Annotated in this window: 17 protein-coding genes and 1 tRNA gene; 7 read left to right on the plus strand and 11 right to left on the minus strand. The window is 65.5% G+C overall.

Going from position 1 to position 19,748, the window contains the following annotated elements; genetic code table 11:
- Positions 1–58: 58 nt before the first annotated feature.
- The gene (locus tag N7422_RS10600; protein WP_279806476.1) at positions 59–1,294 is read left to right on the plus strand and encodes a glycosyltransferase family 4 protein; all 1,236 of its coding nucleotides are present in this window, start codon (positions 59–61) and stop codon (positions 1,292–1,294) included.
- Here N7422_RS10600 and glp read toward each other — a convergent pair.
- The gene (glp, locus tag N7422_RS10605; protein WP_279806544.1) at positions 1,283–2,470 is read right to left on the minus strand and encodes a gephyrin-like molybdotransferase Glp; all 1,188 of its coding nucleotides are present in this window, start codon (positions 2,468–2,470) and stop codon (positions 1,283–1,285) included. The genes N7422_RS10600 and glp overlap by 12 nt on opposite strands.
- A gap of 16 nt (positions 2,471–2,486) precedes the next feature.
- Positions 2,487–3,026, minus strand: coding sequence for a molybdenum cofactor biosynthesis protein B (gene moaB / locus N7422_RS10610; RefSeq protein ID WP_279806477.1), 540 nt, complete (start codon positions 3,024–3,026; stop codon positions 2,487–2,489).
- 181 nt (positions 3,027–3,207) lie between these two features.
- Between moaB and N7422_RS10615 the strand changes: the two genes are divergently transcribed.
- Complete coding sequence (locus tag N7422_RS10615; protein WP_166888784.1) at positions 3,208–3,429, plus strand: YgdI/YgdR family lipoprotein; 222 nt, start codon at positions 3,208–3,210, stop codon at positions 3,427–3,429.
- 82 nt (positions 3,430–3,511) lie between these two features.
- Positions 3,512–3,588 (plus strand) — tRNA-Pro (locus N7422_RS10620).
- A gap of 129 nt (positions 3,589–3,717) precedes the next feature.
- Here N7422_RS10620 and mqo read toward each other — a convergent pair.
- The 3 genes from mqo to N7422_RS10635 form a co-directional block, all read right to left on the minus strand.
- Positions 3,718–5,283: a malate dehydrogenase (quinone) gene (gene mqo, locus N7422_RS10625; protein ID WP_279806478.1), complete on the minus strand. Its 1,566-nt coding sequence runs from the start codon at positions 5,281–5,283 to the stop codon at positions 3,718–3,720.
- Between the two features lie 334 nt (positions 5,284–5,617).
- Entirely contained in the window at positions 5,618–7,234 is a 1,617-nt protein-coding gene (locus N7422_RS10630; protein ID WP_279806479.1) for a methyl-accepting chemotaxis protein, read from the minus strand.
- Positions 7,235–7,446: 212 nt separating this feature from the next.
- Complete coding sequence (locus tag N7422_RS10635; RefSeq protein ID WP_279806480.1) at positions 7,447–9,210, minus strand: ABC transporter transmembrane domain-containing protein; 1,764 nt, start codon at positions 9,208–9,210, stop codon at positions 7,447–7,449.
- A gap of 247 nt (positions 9,211–9,457) precedes the next feature.
- Between N7422_RS10635 and N7422_RS10640 the strand changes: the two genes are divergently transcribed.
- Positions 9,458–9,631, plus strand: a complete 174-nt coding sequence (locus tag N7422_RS10640; protein WP_279806481.1) for a PA1571 family protein — start codon at positions 9,458–9,460, stop codon at positions 9,629–9,631.
- Between the two features lie 119 nt (positions 9,632–9,750).
- On the opposite strand, the gene pdxB is transcribed toward N7422_RS10640, so the two are convergent.
- The 3 genes from pdxB to rlmM form a co-directional block, all read right to left on the minus strand.
- Positions 9,751–10,893 (minus strand): 4-phosphoerythronate dehydrogenase PdxB, encoded by a 1,143-nt coding sequence (gene pdxB, locus N7422_RS10645; RefSeq protein ID WP_279806482.1) that lies wholly within the window; start codon positions 10,891–10,893, stop codon positions 9,751–9,753.
- Between the two features lie 47 nt (positions 10,894–10,940).
- Positions 10,941–11,183, minus strand: a complete 243-nt coding sequence (gene tusA / locus N7422_RS10650) for a sulfurtransferase TusA (protein WP_279806483.1) — start codon at positions 11,181–11,183, stop codon at positions 10,941–10,943.
- A gap of 138 nt (positions 11,184–11,321) precedes the next feature.
- On the minus strand, positions 11,322–12,386 hold the full coding sequence (gene rlmM / locus N7422_RS10655) for a 23S rRNA (cytidine(2498)-2'-O)-methyltransferase RlmM (protein WP_279806484.1): 1,065 nt from the start codon (positions 12,384–12,386) through the stop codon (positions 11,322–11,324).
- A gap of 218 nt (positions 12,387–12,604) precedes the next feature.
- Here rlmM and acnA point away from each other — a divergent pair, with 218 nt between their 5' ends.
- The 3 genes from acnA to N7422_RS10670 all read left to right on the plus strand — a co-directional run bounded on the left by acnA (position 12,605) and on the right by N7422_RS10670 (position 18,083).
- Positions 12,605–15,346, plus strand: a complete 2,742-nt coding sequence (acnA, locus tag N7422_RS10660) for an aconitate hydratase AcnA (RefSeq protein ID WP_279806485.1) — start codon at positions 12,605–12,607, stop codon at positions 15,344–15,346.
- A gap of 193 nt (positions 15,347–15,539) precedes the next feature.
- Complete coding sequence (locus tag N7422_RS10665; RefSeq protein ID WP_279806486.1) at positions 15,540–16,316, plus strand: CPBP family intramembrane metalloprotease; 777 nt, start codon at positions 15,540–15,542, stop codon at positions 16,314–16,316.
- Between the two features lie 201 nt (positions 16,317–16,517).
- On the plus strand, positions 16,518–18,083 hold the full coding sequence (locus tag N7422_RS10670) for a PAS domain-containing methyl-accepting chemotaxis protein (protein ID WP_279806487.1): 1,566 nt from the start codon (positions 16,518–16,520) through the stop codon (positions 18,081–18,083).
- Positions 18,084–18,170: 87 nt separating this feature from the next.
- Here the strand turns inward: N7422_RS10670 and N7422_RS10675 are convergent, their stop codons facing one another.
- The 3 genes from N7422_RS10675 to N7422_RS10685 form a co-directional block, all read right to left on the minus strand.
- Positions 18,171–19,055, minus strand: coding sequence for a pseudouridine synthase (locus tag N7422_RS10675; protein WP_279806488.1), 885 nt, complete (start codon positions 19,053–19,055; stop codon positions 18,171–18,173).
- 49 nt (positions 19,056–19,104) lie between these two features.
- Positions 19,105–19,413, minus strand: a complete 309-nt coding sequence (locus N7422_RS10680) for a transcriptional regulator (protein WP_279806489.1) — start codon at positions 19,411–19,413, stop codon at positions 19,105–19,107.
- A 68-nt stretch (positions 19,414–19,481) separates the two neighbouring features.
- On the minus strand, positions 19,482–19,718 hold the full coding sequence (locus tag N7422_RS10685) for a glutaredoxin family protein (RefSeq protein ID WP_279806490.1): 237 nt from the start codon (positions 19,716–19,718) through the stop codon (positions 19,482–19,484).
- Positions 19,719–19,748 lie beyond the last annotated feature (30 nt).

The following is a 19,748-nucleotide window of genomic DNA, read 5'->3' on the forward strand; positions in this document are numbered from 1 at the left end:
CAGAGGCGCGTCTTGCCATCCAGGGCCGACACCCGGCCAACCGCGAGGATTCGGGCTCATGCGCATACTCTGGACCCTGCCCTACCTGCCCTGGCCCACCACCAGCGGCAGCAAGACCCGGCAATACCACCTGTTGCGCGCCATGGCGCAGCAGGGTCACCGGATCACCTTGCTGGTGCAGTCCAAGGTCCCCTTGAGCGACGCGGCGCGCGAGGCCCTGGAGCCGTTGGTGGAGCGCCTGATCGTATTGCCCCGGCGGCCTTTGCACAGCCCGCTGAACTTGCTGGCCTCGCCCATCATCGACTACCCCATGCGCGCCATCATCAATGGCCTGGCGCCGTGCCTGAGGCACCGTTTCGAGCAACTGCTGGACGAGCCCTGGGACGTGATCCAGATCGAGCACAGCTACAGCTTCCAGCCGTTCGAGAAGGCTTTGCAGGCCCGAGGCCTGCCCTACATGCTCAGCGAGCACTATCTCGAATCGGTGATGGGCGCCGCCTGCCATGATCGCCTGCCCCTGTGGCTGCGTCCGCTCAACGCCTTCGATCGCTGGCGCTATCGGCGCTGGGAACAACGCGTGCTGCGCCAACCCTCCGAGGTAGTGGCGGTCAGTGCCCACGATGCCGAGCTGATCGGCCAGATCAGTGGCCGGCCGGTGAACGTGGTGGTCAACGGCGTGGATTGCGATCACTACCAGGACGTGCGCCCTACCCCGCACAGTCAGCGCCTGCTGTTCGTCGGCAATTTCGAGTACGGCGCCAACCTGGAAGCCATCGAGTGGGCCCTGGAGGAGATCCTGCCCCAGGTCTGGATGAGCAACCCGGCGGTGCGCCTGGCGATTGCCGGACATGCGTTGCCGGCCAGCTGGAAGCTGCACTGGAACGATCCACGGATCGAATGGATAGGCTACCGCCCCGACCTGCGCGAGCTGCAACGCCGCTCGGCGCTGTTCTTCGCGCCGTTGCGCCATGCCGGTGGCTCCAAGGTGAAGATCCTCGAAGCCATGGCTGCGGGATTGCCGGTCATCACCACCAGCATGGGCGCCTCTGGCCTGGCCATGAACAATGGCGAGCATTACCTGGGCAGCGATGACAGCGGGCAATTGGCATTGCTGGTCACCCAACTGCTCAACCAGCCCTGGCGCATGTGCCAGCTCAGCGAAGCCGGGCGCCAGTTCGCCCGTCAGCGTCACGACTGGAGTGTCGCCGCCCAGCAGCTGGAAAACGTGCACATGCGCCTGACCCAGTTGGCACCGGCAGGCGCGACGCCCTCTACCGGGGTGCTAGCCAAGTAGCTCGCTGAATGGGATGAACCAGACCGGTTCACCCTGTCGTGGCGTACTGCCCTCGCGTACTTCCACCACCCCATCGGCCCAGGCCGCGCTGCGCAGCACGCCGGAGCTCTGGTTCTTGTAGATGCGCACCCGACCGTCCTCGATCCGCGCCCGCAGGTACTCCCGGCGCGTCCCGGGCTTTGGCCAGTCGAAGCCGGCCGGCACGCTGAAGCGCAGCGGCGTGACATTGGCGACACCCAGGCGACGCAACAGATAAGGGCGAGCCAGCAGGCCGAAGGTGACCAGGGTCGAGGCCGGGTTGCCGGGCAAGCCAATCACCGGCACGCCTTGGTAGTGACCAAAGGTCAGTGGCTTGCCCGGCTTGATCGCGAGCTTCCACAGCGCCAGCTCGCCCGCTTCGCGCAGGGCCATGCCGAGGAAATCGGCCTCGCCCACCGACACGCCACCGGTGGACAGGATCAGATCGACACTGCCCAGCGCGGCCAGACACTGACGGGTACGCTCGAGGTCGTCCGGAAGGATACCGGCATCCACCACTTCGCAGCCCAGGCGCTGCAGCCAGCTGACCAGCAGTCGCCGGTTGCTGTTGTAGATCTGCCCCGGCCCCAGCGGCAGACCAGGCTCGACCAGCTCGTCTCCGGTAGACAGCACGGCGACGCGAGGTCGGCGGCGCACTTCAAGCTCACCAAACCCCAGGGTCGCGGCCAGGCCGAGCTGAATCGGACCAAGGCGCGTGCCGGCATTCAACACTTGCTCGCCGATACGGGTTTCCTGGCCCTTGGGGCGAACGTTCTGTGCCAGCGCCAGGGGTTCGAGCAAGCGTACGCGGCCATCCTCGAGCACCTCGGTGTTTTCCTGCATCTCCACACAGTCGGCACCTTCCGGCAACGGCGCACCCGTGAAGATCCGGGCACAGGTACCGGGCTCCAGGGGCTGGGGCGCATGGCCGGCGAAGATGCGCTGGGTGACCCGCAGCGGTTCGCCCTGCCAGTCGGCCAGGCGCAGGGCGTAGCCGTCCATGGCGCTGTTGGGCCAGGGCGGCAGGTCGAGCCCGGCCACCAGCGCCTGGGCGAGGACACGACCCTCGGCATCGGCCAGGGCCACCGTCTCGGTATCGCCAATGGGTGCCGCATCCGCCAGCGCCAGCAGACGCTCCAGTGCCTCTTCCACCGGCATCAGGGGCCGGCTCAGCTCAGCCACGGCTGTCACAGGCCGCGGCCTGCTTCAGGTGCGGTACGAAATTGCACGGGCGGTGGCGGGCGTCCAGTTGCTCGGCGAGGATGCCATCCCAACCCGTGCGCACGGCATTGGTCGAGCCCGGCAGACAGCAGACCAAGGTGCCATTGGCCAGGCCGGCCAGGGCACGGGACTGCACGGTGGAGGTGCCGATGTCGGCCACCGAGATCTGCCGGAACAGTTCGCCAAAGCCCTCGACCTGCTTGTCCAGCAAACACGCCACGGCTTCCGGCGTGCTGTCACGGCCGGTGAAACCGGTGCCGCCGGTGATCAGCACCACCTGCACCTGATCGTCGGCGATCCAGGTCGCGACCTGGGCGCGGATCTTGTACAGGTCGTCCTTGAGCAACACGCGCTCGGCCAGGCGGTGCCCGGCGGCATTCAGGCGGTCGACGAACAGCTGTCCAGAGGTATCGGTGTCGAAGGTACGTGTGTCGCTGACCGTGAGCACGGCGATGTTCAGCGGCACGAAAGGAGTATCTGCCTTGGCTTTCATGGGGGTTCCGTCGCGAGGGAATGCAGGTTGTGCGCTGTTATATCACAGGCCATCGACCAGCAAGCCCGGCCTTGTTCTTGGTCAATGCCACCACGATGGCGCTATGCTGCACTGTGCAAGGAACTTGCGTGGACGCCCTGCGTCTTAATGACATCTAGCACCATCGCACTGGAGAAACACGATGATCCAACGGACCCTTCCCGCCTTCCTGCTTGCCCTGGGCCTGGGCGCCCTCGCCGGCTGCGCCTCGCCGACCGTCATTACCCTGAACGACGGTCGCGAGATCCAGGCGGTGGACACCCCGAAATACGATGACGACTCTGGTTTCTACGAGTTTGAACAGCTCGACGGCAAGCGCACGCGCATCAACAAGGACCAGATCCGCACCGTCAAGGAGCTGTGATTCAGCCCTGCGTTTTTAGCGCAACTCCTTTTTGCAACAAGGGGTTGCGTTGAAAAAATCGATGCAGTAGGATTTCGGAAATCGGAGTGTAGCGCAGCCAGGTAGCGCGTCTCGTTCGGGACGAGAAGGCCGCAGGTTCGAATCCTGTCTCTCCGACCAGATCCCACAAAAAACCCGCCTCGAGCGGGTTTTTTGTTGCCTGCGAAATGGCTTGTAGCTCACCGCTGTCACGCTCGTTGCCCGCAGCAAATTGCCAGGCGTGACAGCGGTCTCTCGCAAGGCCGAGGCTTACTCCGGCAACACCGGCACGTACAGCAGCTGCAGGCGTGCACTGCTCCACTCACGGGTCTTGTTGGTCAGCTCGAGGTCGTTGTTCAGCCTCTGGCCGTAGGTCGGCACGATTTCCTTGAGCCTGGACTGCCATTGCGGCGTCTTGATGCGATCCTTGAAGGTCTTCTCCAGCACCGTCAGCATGATCGGCGCCGCGGTCGAAGCGCCGGGCGAAGCACCCAGCAGTGCCGCGATGCTGCCATCCTCGGCGGCCACCACTTCGGTGCCGAACTGCAGCACGCCACCGTGCTCAGGGTCCTTCTTGATCACCTGCACGCGCTGGCCGGCCTGCAGCAGCTTCCAATCTTCGTTCTTGGCGTTGGGGAAATACTCGCGCAGGGCCATCATGCGGTCGTCGAAACTGAGCATCAGCTGACCCATCAGGTAGGTGCTCAAGTCGATGTTGTCGATGCCGGCATGCACCATGGGGCTGATGTTGTGGGTGGTCAGCGAGCTGAACATGTCCAGCAGCGAGCCGTGCTTGAGGTACTTGGTGGAGAAGGTCGCGAATGGGCCGAACAGCAGTACCTCCTTGCCATCGATGACCCGGGTGTCCAGGTGCGGGACCGACATCGGCGGCGCGCCTACCGAGGCCTTGCCATACAGCTTGGCCTTGTGGCGAGCCACCAGGTCCGCGTTGTCGGTCATCAGGAACTGACCGCCGACCGGGAAGCCGGCATAGCCCTCGGCTTCCGGGATACCGGACTTCTGCAGCAGCTTGAGCGCGCCACCACCGGCGCCGATGAAGACGAACTTCGCCTTGACCGCGGACTCCTTGCCGCCGTTGGCCAGGTCGGCCACCACCACCTTCCAGCTGCCATCGCCGTTGCGCACGATGTCGCGCACTTCGTGGCTCAGGTGCAGTTGCACGTTAGGGTTGCGGGTCATGGAGGCGAACAACTGGCGGGTGATCTCGCCGAAGTTCACGTCAGTACCGATGGCCATGCGGGTCGCGGCGACCTTCTGTCCAGGGTCACGACCTTCCATCACCAATGGCACCCACTTGCGGATCTGCTCGTGGTCCTCGCTGATTTCCATGCCACGGAACAGCGAGCTGTGCTGCAGGGCCTCGACCCGCTTGTGCAGGAAGGCGACGTTCTCGTCACCCCAGACGAAACTCATGTGCGGCACGTTGTTGATGAACGAACGCGGGTTGCTCAGCACGCCCTGCTCGACCTGGTAGGCCCAGAACTGCTTGGATACCTCGAACTGCTCGTTGACGTTGACCGCCTTGCCGATATCGATGCTGCCGTCCTTGCCGACGCTGGTGTAGTTCAGCTCGCAGAACGCCGAGTGACCGGTGCCGGCGTTGTTCCAGGCATTGGAACTTTCCTCGGCGACCTGGTCCATGCGCTCGTAGACGTCGACCTTCCAGTTCGGCTCCAGCTCGGTGAGGTAGGTCCCCAGGCTGGCACTCATGATGCCACCCCCGATCAGCAGGACGTCGACAGCCTTTTCTGGCTCCGCGGGTTTGGAGCAGCCGATGACGCTCAGGCACAGGAGCGTCAGCAGGATTTTTTTCATTAGCTCAATCCAATTGAAGTGAAGGACTGGCAGCCGTTGCCCCCGGTGTGCACGCCCGGTTGTTGTTGTGGTTGGCAGGGAGTCTCCTGGGATCGGGGCACGATCGCCTCGGGCCGTGGCCCGGGGCGCCCTAAAGCAGGGAGTGTGCCAGCACAGCCCTGACCACGGCCCGTGCCGCGCGCAGAGCATGCAGCCATCGAGGGGATGGCGACAATCCGCCACAGGTGCCTGATGCGGCAGGCGAATATGGCGGATTTCCCACCCTCAAAAGCATCGCGGGGCAAGCCCGCTCCCACGCCATCGCAGGAGCGGGCTTGCCCCGCGATGGCGATTTTCAAGCGCTCAGGCGGGAAGTAACCTCACCCAGCTGCCCCGACAGCCCATGCAGGCGCTGCCCGGCCTGTTCGGTGTGCTGCACCGCCTGCTGGTTGTCGGTGGCGATGCGGGTGATCTCGATCAGGTTGCGCGAAATGTCCTCGGCGACGCTGGTCTGTTCTTCCGCTGCCGTGGCGATCTGCCGGTTCATGTCGCGGATCGCTTCCACCGCCGTGGTGATGCGTTGCAGCATCTGCCCAGCCTGCTGGACCTGCTCGGCACCCTCCTCGCTGCGCTGCTGGCCACTCTCGATGGCCTTGACCGCCTCCAGCGCGCCCGACTGCACCGCTTCGATGATCTGGTGAATCTCAGCGATCGATGCGGCGGTGCGCTGCGCCAGGCTGCGCACCTCGTCGGCCACCACGGCGAAACCACGCCCGGCTTCGCCGGCACGCGCCGCCTCGATGGCGGCATTGAGCGCCAGCAGGTTGGTCTGCTCGGCAATGCCGCGAATCACCTCGAGCACCTTGCCGATCCGCGTGCTGTCGTTCTCCAGGTGGCGAATCACCGTTGCAGTGCCTGCGATCTCGCGGTTGACCACGGCAATGATATCGATGGTCTGCTGCATGACCTTTTCGCCGGCCTGTGCGCTGTGGTCGGCCTCGTCCGCCGCCCGCGCGGCATCCGCGGCGTGGCGCGCCACTTCCTGGGCGGTGGCGGACATCTCGTGCATGGCCGTGGCGACCTGGTCGGTACGCTGGAACTGGTCCTGGGTGCCATGGGCCATGTCGCCGGCGATGCTGCGCAGCTGCCCGCTGGCGTGCTCCAGCTCCTCGGCGTTGTCTTTCAGACGGCCAACCGTATCGGCGAGGAAGTCACGCAGGGTATTGGCAGCCCGCGCCAGACGCCCAAGTTCGTCTTCGCGGCGGCTGTCCACCCGCGCACCGAAACGCCCCTGGCTGAGCTGGGCGACATAATCGATCAGTTGGCGGATCGGCTCGACCAGGCTGCGGTTGACCAGCCACAGGCTGAACAAGCCGACCAGCATGGCGGACGCGAGCATCACCAGCACGCCCAGCCATACGGTGCGCTCGGCCCCCGCGCTGATCTGTTCCGCGCGCCCATGGGCCTCGGCACGCAACTGCTCGACCAGGGCGCTCATCTGGTCGCTGGCGGCACGGTCCACGCCCTTGACGGCCAGGTCGCCGGCCACAGGGTCGCCGCCCGCGGCAAGGAATGCCTGGCGCCCCTGCTCGTAGGCCGTGCCCAGTTGCCGGTGGCTGGCCTTGAGCTGTTCCAGAGGCGTCCTGAGCGCCGGGTCACTGCTGTCGATCAGTTGCCCCAACAACTGCTGCACCTGCCGCTCGCGGGCCTGGAACTGCTGCCAGTACTTGTCCAGCTCGGCCGGCTGGCGACCGCGCAGCAGCACGTTCTTCCACTCCTGCACCTGGACCTTGAACTGCAGGTTGGCCTCGTCGATCAGCTGCGAAGCGCGCAGTGGCCCGTCCACCAGCTCGGCATAGCCGCGCACGCTGGACGACAGGAACTGGAAACACACCAGGGCGATCAGCAGAATCGCCGCCAGGCTGCCGCCAAGCAGGGTGAGGATTTGCACTCTGAGGGATTTACGCAACATCGCGGATCTCGGAACAAGGAGTTGGGGAAACAGCGCAGGGCAGCGCCGCCGACAGACATCCTTGTCCTCGTTCGCAGGCCAAAAAAAAGCTGCCATCGATCGATAGCAGCCAGGTCGAGCACTTGCACAACAGTTGACCCAGATAGTCTCAGGCAAATGCTACAAAATTGTTACAAATCAGCGACGGCGCATGAGTTGCCCAGGATGCCCTGTCAGCCTGGGTTGAACTGCAGCGATGCCAGTCGCGCATAGAGCGGGCTTTGCTCGATCAGCTGTCGATGGGTGCCGAATGCCACGAGCCGGCCTTGGTCGATCACCGCGATACGGTCGGCATGCTGCACGGTGGCCAGGCGGTGGGCGATGACCAGGGTGGTGCGCCCGGCCATCAATTGCGGCAACGCCTGCTGGATCAGGTGCTCGCTCTGCGCATCCAGGGCGCTGGTGGCCTCGTCCAGCAACAGGATCGGCGCGTCCACCAGCAACGCCCGGGCAATCGCCAGGCGTTGACGCTGACCGCCGGACAAACCCACGCCGCCCTCGCCCAAGGGCGTCTGGTAACCCTGGGGCAACTGCACGATGAACTCATGGGCATGAGCGCCGCGAGCCGCCGCCTCGACCTCGGCCAGACCGGCGTCAGGGCGGCCATAGCGGATATTGGCCTCGACCGTGCCACGGAACAGCGCTGGCTGCTGGGCCACCAGGGCGAACTGGCGGCGCAGCTCGCCAGGCTCCAATCCGGTGATCGGTTGACCGTCAAGGCAGATGACACCTTGCTGTGGGTCGTAGAACCGCAGCAGCAGGTCGAACAGCGTCGACTTGCCCGCGCCCGACGGCCCTACCAAGGCCACGGTCTGCCCTGGCTGGACCTGCAGGCTCAAACCATCGATGGCCGGTGTCGCAGGGCGCGACGGGTAGGCGAAGCGCACCTCGCGCAGCTCGATGGCACCGCTGGCCCGCCCGCCCGGCAGGTTGTCCGGCCGCGGCGGCGCCAGGATCGTGGCCTGCGCCGCCAGCAGTTCGGCGATGCGCTCGGCGGCGCCGGCGGCCCGTTGCAACTCGCCGATCACTTCGCTCAGGGTGCCGAAGGCGCTGCCGACGATCAGGCTATAGAACACGAAGGCGGCCAGCTCGCCGCCGGAAATGCGCCCGGCGATCACATCCATGCCGCCGACCCACAACATCACCCCCACCGCCCCGAGCACCAGGACGATCACCAGGGTGATCAGCCAGGCCCGCTGGGCGATGCGTCGTCGCGCCACGCCGAACGCCGCCTCCACGGTCTCGGCGAACAGCGCGCGGTCACGCCCCTGGTGGTTGTACGCCTGCACCGTCTTGATCTGGCCGAGGGTTTCGGCGACGTAACTGCCCACGTCGGCGACCCGGTCCTGGCTCTGTCGCGACAGGCTGCGCACCCGCCGGCCGAACAGCAGGATCGGCGCGAGCACCAAGGGCAGGGCCAACACCACGATACTGGTCAGCTTGGGGTTGGTGACGAACAGCAGGATCACCCCACCCACCACCATCAAGGCGTTACGCAGGAACATCGACAGCGAAGAGCCGATCACCGACTGCAGCAACGTGGTGTCAGCTGTGAGCCGAGACTGGATCTCCGAACTGCGGTTGTCCTCGAAGAATCCTGGGTGCAGCCCGACCAGGTGATCGAACACGGCCTGACGGATATCCGCCACGCAGCGCTCACCGATCCACGACACCAGATAGAAGCGGGCGAACGTTCCCACCGCCAGGGCCATGACCAGCAACAGGAACAGGCCGATGGTCTGGTTGAGCTGGTGCGTCGAGCCGGTCATGAAGCCCTGGTCGACCAGCAGGCGGATACCCTGCCCCATGGACAAGGTGATGGCTGCGGTGACCACCAGTGCCAGCAATGCCAGCATGACCTGGCGACGATAAGGGCGGATGAAGCGCCAGCCCAGGTGCAAGGCTCGGCGCTGACGGGAGGAGACAGGATCAGGCATGGCGACCGTCGTTCGGCAGTGAGGTGAGCCAAGACTACCATTCGTCCCCTGCCTGGAACGCCTGGGAATGCGACGCCATCCCAAGACAGGCCGGGGCAGCAGTGCCTATGCCCATTCGATCTAACCGACGACTGGAGCTTTACCATCGATTCTGGTGGACTGTCCTGGTCGTGAGGCCGAAGGCGTTGTCACAGCCTGGTCACGGCAGCGCGATACCTTGAGCTTGAACCTGAAGAGGAGACAGGACATGAGCTTGCAGCACACCACCAATGCGCCCAAGACCCAGCAACACCCGCAACCTCAGGTCTGCGGCTCGATCATTGACGCGAAGGGCCGCGAGATCCCGATCACCGAGCAGATGATCCAGAAGGCCTGCAAGGACCTTGAAGACAGCCGGGTCGAGAAAGCCAGCAAGGCCTGACTCCAGAATTGCGTGCAACCCGGCGCTTGCGCCGGGTTTTTTATTTGCTTTTCTGCCTGGTGACTGGGCGTGGCAGCGGCGGTGCGCCACACCCACACTGAGGGTGCTTTTGCAGCCCCTCAGACCAGCACCGCACCCAGTGCACTGACCAGCTGCGTCAACTGCGGCACGTCCCCACGTACCCGCACCGGCAGGCCCTCGATCTCACGCCTTACCGGGTAGTGCTTGCGCAGCAGGTCGAACGCCGCGCGCTGTTCGGCCGGATCCTCGCTGAGGCTGCGACGAAATTGCGCATCGTCACGGCGTGGGTCGTAGACCGCCCGGCATAGGGTGGCCAGCACCCACGCCGGATCCGCACCCGCGTCAAACTCGATCTGCGCCAGGCCTGGCGCTGGCAGCAAGTCGGCCAGGTGCACCTGCTCGGGCTCTGCGCGCCAGCGGCAGAACGCCTGGTAGATCTGCGCCGTGCCGCGCTGCTTGCCGTCCAGGCTGTAGCCGGCGATATGCGGCGTGGCCAAGGTGCACAGGTCGGCCAGTTGCAGGTCGACCTGTGGCTCGCCTTCCCACACGTCGAGCACCGCGTGCACATCTTCGCGATCGAGCAGCAGCTCGCGCAGGGCCGCATTGTCCACCACCGGACCACGACTGGCGTTGATCAGCCAGGCCCCGACCCGCAGGCGCGCCAGGCGCGACTGGTCGAGCAGATGCCAGGTTGGATGCTCGCCCCCCCATTGCAGCGGCGTGTGCAGGCTGATCACGTCGCACTGCTCGAGAATCGTCTCGAGGTCGACGAAGTCGCCGCCCTCGCTGGCCTGGCGCACCGGATCGCACACCAACACCTTCCAGCCCAGGCCATGCAGCACCCGCACCAGGCGACCACCGACCTCGCCGGCACCCACCACGCCGTAGACCCGCGTGCCCAGGTCCGCCCCCTCCAGCTCGGCCAGGGTCAGCAGGCTGCCCAGCACATAGTCGACCACGCCACGGGCATTGCAGCCAGGCGCGCTGCTCCAGTGAATACCGGCTTGGGCGAAGTAATCGAGGTCGAGGTGATCGGTGCCGATGGTGCAGGTGCCGACAAAGCGCACCCGGCTACCTTCGAGCAGCTGCCGATCGACGCGGGTCACCGAGCGCACCAGCAGCACATCGGCGTCCTTGACGCAGGCGGCGTCGATGGCCCGGCCAGGGTAACGGCGGACCTCGCCGAAAGCGGCGAAGAAGGCATCGAGCAGCGGAATATTCTCGTCGGCAACTATCAGCATGGCGCTCTCCTGTCAGGGGAGCGCAGTGTAGCGCGATCGCGCACGGCTCAGTCGGCCTTCTTGCGGATCCAGTACAGGTAGGTGCCGGCCTCTTCCTGCTGACCGAGCAGTTCGTGGCCAAGGAAGATGCAAAACTTGGGAATGTCGCGGCGGGTCGACGGGTCGGTGGCGACCACCTTGAGCACACCGCCGGATGCCAGCTCGCGCACGTGCTTGTGCAGCATCATCACCGGCTCCGGGCAGTTCAGGCCGGTGGCGTCGAGGATCGCGTCGTGGGTGAAATCGGTCATGAAAGGCTCCGCAAAATGATCGTCATTGTGGCGCATCGGTCGCCGGGCTCCAAGGGGCTGCGCCGCAGCCCATCGCCGGCAAGCCGGCTCCCACGGCAAATCACAGGGCATTGGGAGCGGGTTTGACTGGCGATGGCCTCAGCGCGGTTTCAGGTCCAACCGGCGCAGATGGCAGGTCACTTCCTCACGGTCGTGGTACAGCTGCTTGCAGGCGATCGACACCTTGACCTTGCGCGCCTTGAATCCGGCCTCGATACGCTCGAGCAGCTTGCGCACCTCGGCATGGCGCTGCTTCATCGGCAGTTTGAGATTGACCACCGCCTCGCGGCACAAGCCTTCACCCAGCCAGGTTTCGATCAGCGAGGCCGTGCGGGCAGGTTTCTCGACGATGTCGCAGACCATCCAGTCCACCGTCTGCTTCGGCTTCCAGGTGAAACCATCCGCCATCAGGTGGGTGACCAGGCCGGTGTCCATCAGGCTCTCGGCCATCGGCCCGTTGTCGATGGCGGTCACCAGCATGCCGCGCTTGACCAGTTGGTAGGTCCAGCCGCCGGGGGCGGCGCCCAGGTCGACGCCGGTCATGTCGTCGTTCAGGCGCTGGTCCCACTGCTCGCGGGGAATGAACTGATGCCACGCTTCCTCGAGCTTGAGGGTCGAGCGGCTGGGTGCCTCGCGGGGAAACTTCAGGCGCGGGATGCCCATCGGCCACAGCGCCGAGTTGTCGGCCTCGGCAAGCCCCAGGAACACCCGCCGACCACTGATGAAGGTCAGCAGCAGGCGTGGCCGCCGGACGTCGTCCACCAGTCGCCCGGCCTTTTCCAGGGCCTTGCGCAGCGGCACCTCGAACTTGCGGCAGAACGTCGACAGCTCCTTGCCTTCATTGCTGTCGAGCACTTCCAGCCACAGGCTGCCGCACACCGGCAGTCCGGCCAGGTGCTCCAGCAACACGCTGATGCGGTCGGTTTCCGGCAGCTCGACGAAGGTGCCGCGCGCCCACTGGCGCGGGAAGATCAACTGCGAGAAACGCAGCGTCTGCATCATGCGCTCGGCACCGTCCGGTTCGCTGCAGACGAACTCGGCGCAGGCGCTCTGCGGCTTGCCCTTGGCGTAGCCGGCCACGCCCAGGTGGGCGGCGTGTTCGCTGATTTCGGCGCAGACCTCGCCCTCGAAGCCGGGCCGGCAATGCATGAACAGGGTATTCATTTCTCACTCCACATCACTGGCGCGGATGGCGCCAGGGCGGCGAATGATAAAGGAAGATCGGAACCTGCGACACGTCCCACCGGTCCAGAAGAGGGTCAGGTGGGCCAAACCGGTCTAACCTGACTGTTCGCCAGGTCCGTGCCGTGCGGACCGATCCAGAGCGGTGACACCGGCGAGCCAAGCGCAGTCGTCGGGCACCGGAGCACAAGGAGTTGTAAATGCCCTCGCTCGATAGCCTGAAAACCCTCAAGACTCTCCAGGTGGCCGACCGCGCCTACCACTATTTCAGCCTGCCCGACGCCGCCCGCCAGCTCGGCGACCTGCAGCGCCTGCCCATGTCGCTGAAGGTGCTGTTGGAAAACCTGCTGCGCTGGGAGGACGGCAAGACCGTCACCGGCGACGACCTGCGCGCCCTGGCCCAGTGGCTGCAGGAGCGCCGTTCCGACCGCGAGATCCAGTACCGCCCGGCGCGCGTGCTGATGCAGGACTTCACCGGCGTGCCGGCGGTGGTCGACCTGGCCGCCATGCGCGCGGCCATGGCCAAGGCCGGCGGCGACCCGCAGCGGATCAACCCGCTGTCGCCGGTCGACCTGGTGATCGACCACTCGGTGATGGTCGACCGCTACGCCAGCCCCGCCGCCTTCGCCCAGAACGTCGACATCGAGATGCAGCGCAACGGCGAACGCTACGCCTTCCTGCGCTGGGGCCAGAGCGCCTTCGACAACTTCCGCGTGGTGCCGCCGGGCACCGGCATCTGCCACCAGGTCAACCTCGAGTACCTGGGCCGCACGGTCTGGACCCGCGAAGAAGACGGGCGCACCTACGCCTTCCCTGACACCCTGGTCGGCACCGACTCGCATACCACCATGATCAACGGCCTGGGCGTGCTCGGCTGGGGCGTGGGTGGCATCGAGGCCGAGGCGGCCATGCTCGGCCAGCCGGTGTCGATGCTGATCCCCGAAGTGATCGGCTTCAAGCTCACCGGCAAGCTGCGCGAAGGCATCACCGCCACCGACCTGGTGCTGACGGTGACGCAGATGCTGCGCAAGAAGGGCGTGGTGGGCAAATTCGTCGAGTTCTATGGTGACGGCCTGGCCGACCTGCCGCTGGCCGACCGCGCCACCATCGCCAACATGGCCCCCGAGTATGGCGCCACCTGCGGCTTCTTCCCGGTGGACCAGGTGACCCTGGACTACCTGCGCCTGTCCGGACGCCCCGAAGAGACCGTGCAACTGGTCGAGGCCTACTGCAAAGCCCAGGGTCTGTGGCGTCTGCAGGGCCAGGAGCCGCTGTTCAGCGATACCCTGGCGCTGGACATGAACGACGTCGAAGCCAGCCTCGCCGGGCCCAAGCGTCCGCAGGACCGGGTCGCCCTGGGCCAGGTCGCCCAGGCCTTCGACCACTTCATCGAGTTGCAGCCCAAGCCGCTGGCCAAGGAGGTCGGCCGCCTGGAAAGCGAGGGCGGCGGCGGTGTGGCGGTGGGCAATGCCGACCAGGCCGGCGAGATCGACTACACCCACGAAAACCAGACTCACACCCTGCGCGACGGCGCCGTGGTGATCGCCGCCATCACCTCCTGCACCAATACCTCGAACCCCAGCGTGATGATGGCCGCCGGACTGGTGGCGAAAAAAGCCGTGGAGAAAGGCCTGCAGCGCAAGCCTTGGGTGAAGAGTTCGCTCGCCCCCGGTTCCAAGGTGGTCACCGACTACTACAAGGCCGCGGGCCTGACACCTTACCTCGACCAGCTCGGCTTCGACCTGGTCGGCTATGGCTGCACCACCTGCATCGGCAACTCCGGCCCCCTGGACGAAGCGATCGAGAAAGCCATCGGCAGTGCCGACCTCACCGTGGCTTCGGTGCTGTCGGGCAACCGCAACTTCGAAGGCCGGGTGCACCCGCTGGTCAAGACCAACTGGCTGGCCTCGCCGCCGCTGGTGGTGGCCTATGCCCTGGCCGGCAGTGTGCGTCTGGACCTGACCAAGGACGCCCTGGGTACCGGCAAGGACGGCAAGCCCGTGTACCTGAGCGATATCTGGCCAAGCCAGCAGGAGATCGCCGAGGCCGTACGCAATGTCGACACCCGCATGTTCCACAAGGAATACGCCGAGGTGTTCGCCGGCGATGCCCAGTGGCAGGCCATCGAAGTACCCCAGGCGGCCACCTATGTCTGGCAGGACGATTCCACCTATATCCAGCACCCGCCGTTCTTCGACGACATCGGTGGTCCACTGCCGGAAATCGGCGATATCCACGGCGCGCGCATACTTGCCCTGCTCGGCGACTCGGTGACCACCGACCATATTTCCCCGGCCGGCAACATCAAGGCCGACAGCCCGGCCGGGCGCTACCTGCGCGGCAAGGGCGTGGAACCGCGGGACTTCAACTCCTACGGCTCACGGCGCGGCAACCATGAGGTGATGATGCGCGGCACCTTCGCCAACATCCGCATCCGCAACGAGATGCTCGGTGGCGAGGAAGGCGGCAACACCCTGTACGTGCCCACGGGGGAAAAACTGTCGATCTACGATGCCGCCATGCGCTACCAGCAAGACGGCACGCCCCTGGTGGTGATTGCCGGGCAGGAATACGGTACCGGCTCCAGCCGCGACTGGGCGGCCAAGGGCACCAACCTGCTCGGGGTCAAGGCCGTGCTGGCGGAGAGTTTCGAGCGCATCCACCGCTCCAACCTGGTGGGCATGGGCGTGCTGCCGCTGCAGTTCAAGGCCGGGGACGACCGCAAGCGTCTCGGTTTGACCGGCAAGGAGCGCATCGATGTGCTGGGGCTCACCGATGCGCGGATCCGCCCGGGCATGAGCCTGCCGGTGCGCATCACCCGCGAGGACGGGCGCCAGGAGCAGATCGAGGTGCTGTGCCGGATCGACACCCTCAATGAGGTGGAGTACTTCAAGTCGGGGGGGATCCTGCATTATGTGCTGCGGCAATTGATCGCAGGGTAAGCCCCATCGCGGGGCAAGCCCGCTCCCACAATGCCTGATTTGCGAGCCCTGTGGGAGCCGGCTTGCCGGCGCTGGGCTGCGGAGCAGCCCCGGTAACCCTGACGGGCTTGCCCCGTGTTGGTGGTTTCAGGTGTCCCGAAGGCCAGACGAGGAGTCCTACCCTCCTCGGATTCACCGGCACTAAGGAAATGTCATGCCTCTTCCCCACTGGATCGCCCTGCTCCTGCTCGCCGTCGGCTATGCAATCGCCCTGGCCTACGGCAGCCTCGGCCTCGCCGCCCTGCCCGCCTTGCTCGCCCTGCTGGGCAGCGCCTTGCTCGTTCGGCGCCCGGTACGCTGGCAACAAAGCCTCGGCCATCTGCTGTTCATCCTGCTCGCCATCGCCCTCGCCCTGCACTGGCTGCCGGGCTTCAACGGCGCCAAGGTGATCGACAAGGCGGTGTTCAGCGAAGGCGCCGCGCCGTTTTCCATGTACCTCAACCTCGACAAGCCACTGATCGGCGTCTGGCTGCTGCTGGCTTGCCCCTGGCTGGTCCTGCTGCGCGGTCGTGGCCTGCTGCCGAGCCTCGCACTGATCCTGCCACTGACCCTGCTTGCCTGTCTGGGCGGCGCATGGGCTCTCGGCATGGTGGCCTGGGCTCCGAAGTGGCCCGACCAGGCGTGGCTGTGGCTGCTGAACAACCTGCTGCTGGTAAGCCTGACCGAGGAGCTGCTGTTCCGTGGCTACATCCAGGGCGGCCTGCAACGCCTGTTCAGGCATGAAGGCCTGGCGTTGCTGGCAGCCGCCCTGTTGTTCGGCCTGGCGCACCTGGGCGGTGGCTGGCAGTGGTTCTACCTGGCCACCCTGGCCGGCGTGGGGTATGGTCTGGCCTATCGCCATGGCGGACTGGCGGCGGCCGTGCTGTGCCATGTGTGCGTCAACCTGGCGCACTTCGCGGCTTTCACCTATCCGATGCTGGCCCATCCTTGAACAATCGGTCATGATCCGACCTATTCGTCATCATTCATAAATAAAACTGCAATATGGGTGGCAACGTCTGCGATCAGGCAGCCTTGCGTTAACCCAGTCAACCTGAGCGCACCTTGCGCCAGATCAACGCAGTCAAATATCCATTCAATAAAACCAGAGGCTTGCCGATACCTATCGAAAGCCTTGCGGATTGAACAGCCAATGCGTAACAACCAGCCGATTACCCAGAGAGAACGGACTTTCCCTGCCCAGCAGCGGTTGATCTCCACCACCAACGCCAAAGGCGTGATCACCTACTGCAACGATGCCTTCATCGAGATCAGCGGTTTCTCCCGCGAGGAACTGATGGGCGCACCGCACAATCTGGTGCGCCACCCCGACGTACCGCCGGCGGTGTTCGCCCACATGTGGCAGACCCTCAAGCAGGGCCTGCCGTGGATGGGCATCGTCAAGAACCGCTGCAGGTCGGGCGACCATTACTGGGTCAACGCCTACGTCACGCCGATCTTCGACAACAACCAGGTGGTCGGCTACGAGTCGGTCCGGGTCAAGCCCACCGCCGAGCAGATCCGCCGCGCCGAAGGCCTGTACCAGCGCATCAACCAGGGCAAGTCGGCCATCCCGAAACGTGACAAGTGGCTACCGGTGCTGCAGGACTGGCTGCCGTTCATCCTCGTCAGTCAGATCGGCTTCCTCATCGGCAACTGGCTCGGCCACTCCTGGGGCTTCGCCCTGGCCGCCGGCCTGTCGGTGCCGCTCGGCCTGCTCGGGCTGAGCTGGCAGCAGCGCGGCCTCAAGCGCCTGCTGCGCCTGGCCGAGCAGACCACCTCCGACCCGCTGATCGCGCAGATGTACACCGACAGCCGCGGCGTCCAGGCACGCCTGGAAATGGCCATGCTCAGCCAGGATGCACGGATGAAGACCTGCCTGACCCGCCTGCAGGACAGCGCCGAGCAGCTCAGCGACCAGGCCCGCCAGTCCGATGCCCTCGCCCACCAGAGCTCATCCGGCCTGGAGCGTCAGCGCGTGGAAACCGAACAGGTCGCCGCGGCCGTCAACCAGATGGCCGCCACCACGCAGGAAGTGGCCAATCACGTCCAGCGCACCGCCGACGCCACCCAGGAAGCCAATCGCCTGACCAGCCAGGGCCGCAACATCGCCGGTGAAACCCGCGATGCCATCGAGCGACTGTCCGCCGCCGTGGGCGAGACCGGGCTGACCGTCACCCAACTGGCCAAGGACAGCGACGAGATCGGTGGCGTGGTCGATGTGATCAAAGGCATCGCCGACCAGACCAACCTGCTGGCGCTCAACGCTGCGATCGAAGCGGCGCGCGCCGGCGAAATGGGCCGAGGCTTTGCCGTGGTCGCCGACGAGGTACGTCAGCTGGCCCAGCGCACCGCTGAATCCACCGGGCAGATCCACACCCTGATCGCCAAGCTGCAACAAACCGCCAACAACGCGGTGCAGACCATGGAGACCGGTCACCGCCAGGCCCAGGAGGGCGTCGAGCGGGTCATGGAGGCCGACCAGGCGCTGGTGGGCATCAGCGAGGCCGTGGCCAACATCACCGACATGGCGACCCAGATCGCCGCCGCCACCGAAGAGCAGAGCGCGGTGGCCGAGGAGATCAGCCGCAACATCAGCACCATCGCCGACCTCGCCGACCAGACCTCTGGCCAGGCCCAACGCTCGGCGCTGCTCAGCGAAGAGCTGACCAGCACGGCGGGCACCCAATACTCGCTGGTCGAGCGCTTCAACCGCTGAAATCTACGGACGCTATCGCGGGGCAAGCCCGCTGCCACAGGTCCAACGTACCGGCCCTGTGGCAGCGGGCTTGCCCCGCGATGCCTTTTACCAGTCGAGCTTCAGGCGGCTCTCGAAATAGCGCGCCTCGCCCGTCAACGGGTCGTCAAAACGCAGGCTGTGGGCCAACAGCTTCAGTGGCCGCGCGTAATCGTCCTGCTCATCGAGCAGTTGCGGATAGAACGGGTCGTTGCAGATCCCCGCGCCCAGCGCCGCCATGTGCACACGCAGTTGGTGGGTCTTGCCGGTAATCGGTGACAGGCCATAGCGCCACAGCCCGCCCTTCTTCTCCAGCACGCAAGCGTGGGTTTCGCTGTTGTCGGCCCCGTCCACCTCCTGCATGCGAAAGAACGGCTCGCCATGGGCCAGGCGGCTGCGGTGCACCAGCGGATAGTCATGCTGCGGCATGGCGGCGGCGATCGCCTGGTAGTGTTTGTCGATGCGCCGCTCGGGGAACAGGCGCTGATAGGCACCGCGGCTCTGCGGGTTGGCAGAGAACAGCACCAGCCCGGCGGTGTGTCGATCGATGCGGTGCAGCGGCACCAGATGCGGGTTGTCCAGGCGCCGGATCAACCGACGCAGCAGCGTCTGCTCGACGTACTCGCCGGTGGGCGTGACCGGCAGGAAGTGCGGCTTGTCCGCCACCACCAGGTGCTCGTCGACATGCAGGATCTCTTCCTGCACAGGGATCACTTTTTCATTGGGCACTTCACGGAAGTAGTGCAGGCGCATGCCCTGGCGATAGCGGGTGTCCGCCGCAATGGGCTGACCCTCGGCATTCAGTACCCGCCCTCGGGCGAAGCGATCGAGCCACTGCTCACGACCGATACCCTTGAAATGGTCGCACAGGCAGTCGAGCACGGTCGCCCAGGGCCCCGGTGGCAGGCATACGGTACTGGCTTGCTGGCGGGCGGGGTCGAAAGGCGTGGTCATCATCGGGCTCGATTCTGCGGGGCAGGCATTATCCCCTACCCCGCGCCCCTCAACCAGCCTCGCTGGCCGGTTCGCAGCGCGCCTTCAGCCAACGCAACACCTGCACCGCATCCCAGCGGCCCGGATCGTAGAGCGCGTAGCTCAGCCCCTGGTACCCCACCACATCCAGAGGGCGGTGGAAGCCGGCGCGCTGGAACAACGCCTCGATCTCGGCGAAGCAGGTGTTGAAATGGACTTTGCCGAACGGGGTTCGCTCATCGGTGACGATGCCATCGAGGCGCAGTTCCAGCACCGCCTCGCACACACGCTCGGGCGGCATGTGGTTGATGCTGTACTTGAGTTGCTCGACATTGAGCATGGCTTCACCTCGGATACTGTATTTATATACAGCATACGGAGCGAGCCGTCCCGCCGTCAATGCGCGGCTCAACCCAGGAAGGCCACCACCTGCTCGGCATCGAACGGCCAGGCCAGCTCGGCCCCGGTGTCACAACGGCGCAGCACCGGGATACTCAGGCCGTAGCGCTCGAACAGCGCCTCGCTGTCAGCGATATCGATCAGCTCGACCATCAGGCCATGCTCGACGAACGGCATGAGCAAGGCCTCGGCCACTTCACACAGGTGACACCCGACGGTGCCGAACAGTTGGGTTTCAGGGAGCATGCAGGCATCCGCAAATCGCATGAATGGATG

Origin of the sequence: Pseudomonas sp. GD04091, from assembly GCF_029836165.1 — a bacterium.
Taxonomy (GTDB): Bacteria; Pseudomonadota; Gammaproteobacteria; order Pseudomonadales; family Pseudomonadaceae; genus Aquipseudomonas.

Bases quoted from the DNA above. Each gene is read 5' to 3' on its own strand.
- acnA (WP_279806485.1), top strand. From the start codon at position 12,605: ATGCCCTCGCTCGATAGCCTGAAAACCCTCAAGACTCTCCAGGTGGCC.
- N7422_RS10640 (WP_279806481.1), top strand. From the start codon at position 9,458: ATGAGCTTGCAGCACACCACCAATGCGCCCAAGACCCAGCAACACCCG.
- N7422_RS10675 (WP_279806488.1), bottom strand. From the start codon at position 19,055: ATGACCACGCCTTTCGACCCCGCCCGCCAGCAAGCCAGTACCGTATGC.
- moaB (WP_279806477.1), bottom strand. From the start codon at position 3,026: ATGAAAGCCAAGGCAGATACTCCTTTCGTGCCGCTGAACATCGCCGTG.
- rlmM (WP_279806484.1), bottom strand. From the start codon at position 12,386: ATGAATACCCTGTTCATGCATTGCCGGCCCGGCTTCGAGGGCGAGGTC.
- mqo (WP_279806478.1), bottom strand. From the start codon at position 5,283: ATGAAAAAAATCCTGCTGACGCTCCTGTGCCTGAGCGTCATCGGCTGC.
- glp (WP_279806544.1), bottom strand. From the start codon at position 2,470: ATGCCGGTGGAAGAGGCACTGGAGCGTCTGCTGGCGCTGGCGGATGCG.
- N7422_RS10665 (WP_279806486.1), top strand. From the start codon at position 15,540: ATGCCTCTTCCCCACTGGATCGCCCTGCTCCTGCTCGCCGTCGGCTAT.
- tusA (WP_279806483.1), bottom strand. From the start codon at position 11,183: ATGACCGATTTCACCCACGACGCGATCCTCGACGCCACCGGCCTGAAC.
- N7422_RS10600 (WP_279806476.1), top strand. From the start codon at position 59: ATGCGCATACTCTGGACCCTGCCCTACCTGCCCTGGCCCACCACCAGC.
- N7422_RS10615 (WP_166888784.1), top strand. From the start codon at position 3,208: ATGATCCAACGGACCCTTCCCGCCTTCCTGCTTGCCCTGGGCCTGGGC.
- N7422_RS10680 (WP_279806489.1), bottom strand. From the start codon at position 19,413: ATGCTCAATGTCGAGCAACTCAAGTACAGCATCAACCACATGCCGCCC.
- N7422_RS10635 (WP_279806480.1), bottom strand. From the start codon at position 9,210: ATGCCTGATCCTGTCTCCTCCCGTCAGCGCCGAGCCTTGCACCTGGGC.
- N7422_RS10685 (WP_279806490.1), bottom strand. From the start codon at position 19,718: ATGCTCCCTGAAACCCAACTGTTCGGCACCGTCGGGTGTCACCTGTGT.
- N7422_RS10630 (WP_279806479.1), bottom strand. From the start codon at position 7,234: ATGTTGCGTAAATCCCTCAGAGTGCAAATCCTCACCCTGCTTGGCGGC.
- N7422_RS10670 (WP_279806487.1), top strand. From the start codon at position 16,518: ATGCGTAACAACCAGCCGATTACCCAGAGAGAACGGACTTTCCCTGCC.
- pdxB (WP_279806482.1), bottom strand. From the start codon at position 10,893: ATGCTGATAGTTGCCGACGAGAATATTCCGCTGCTCGATGCCTTCTTC.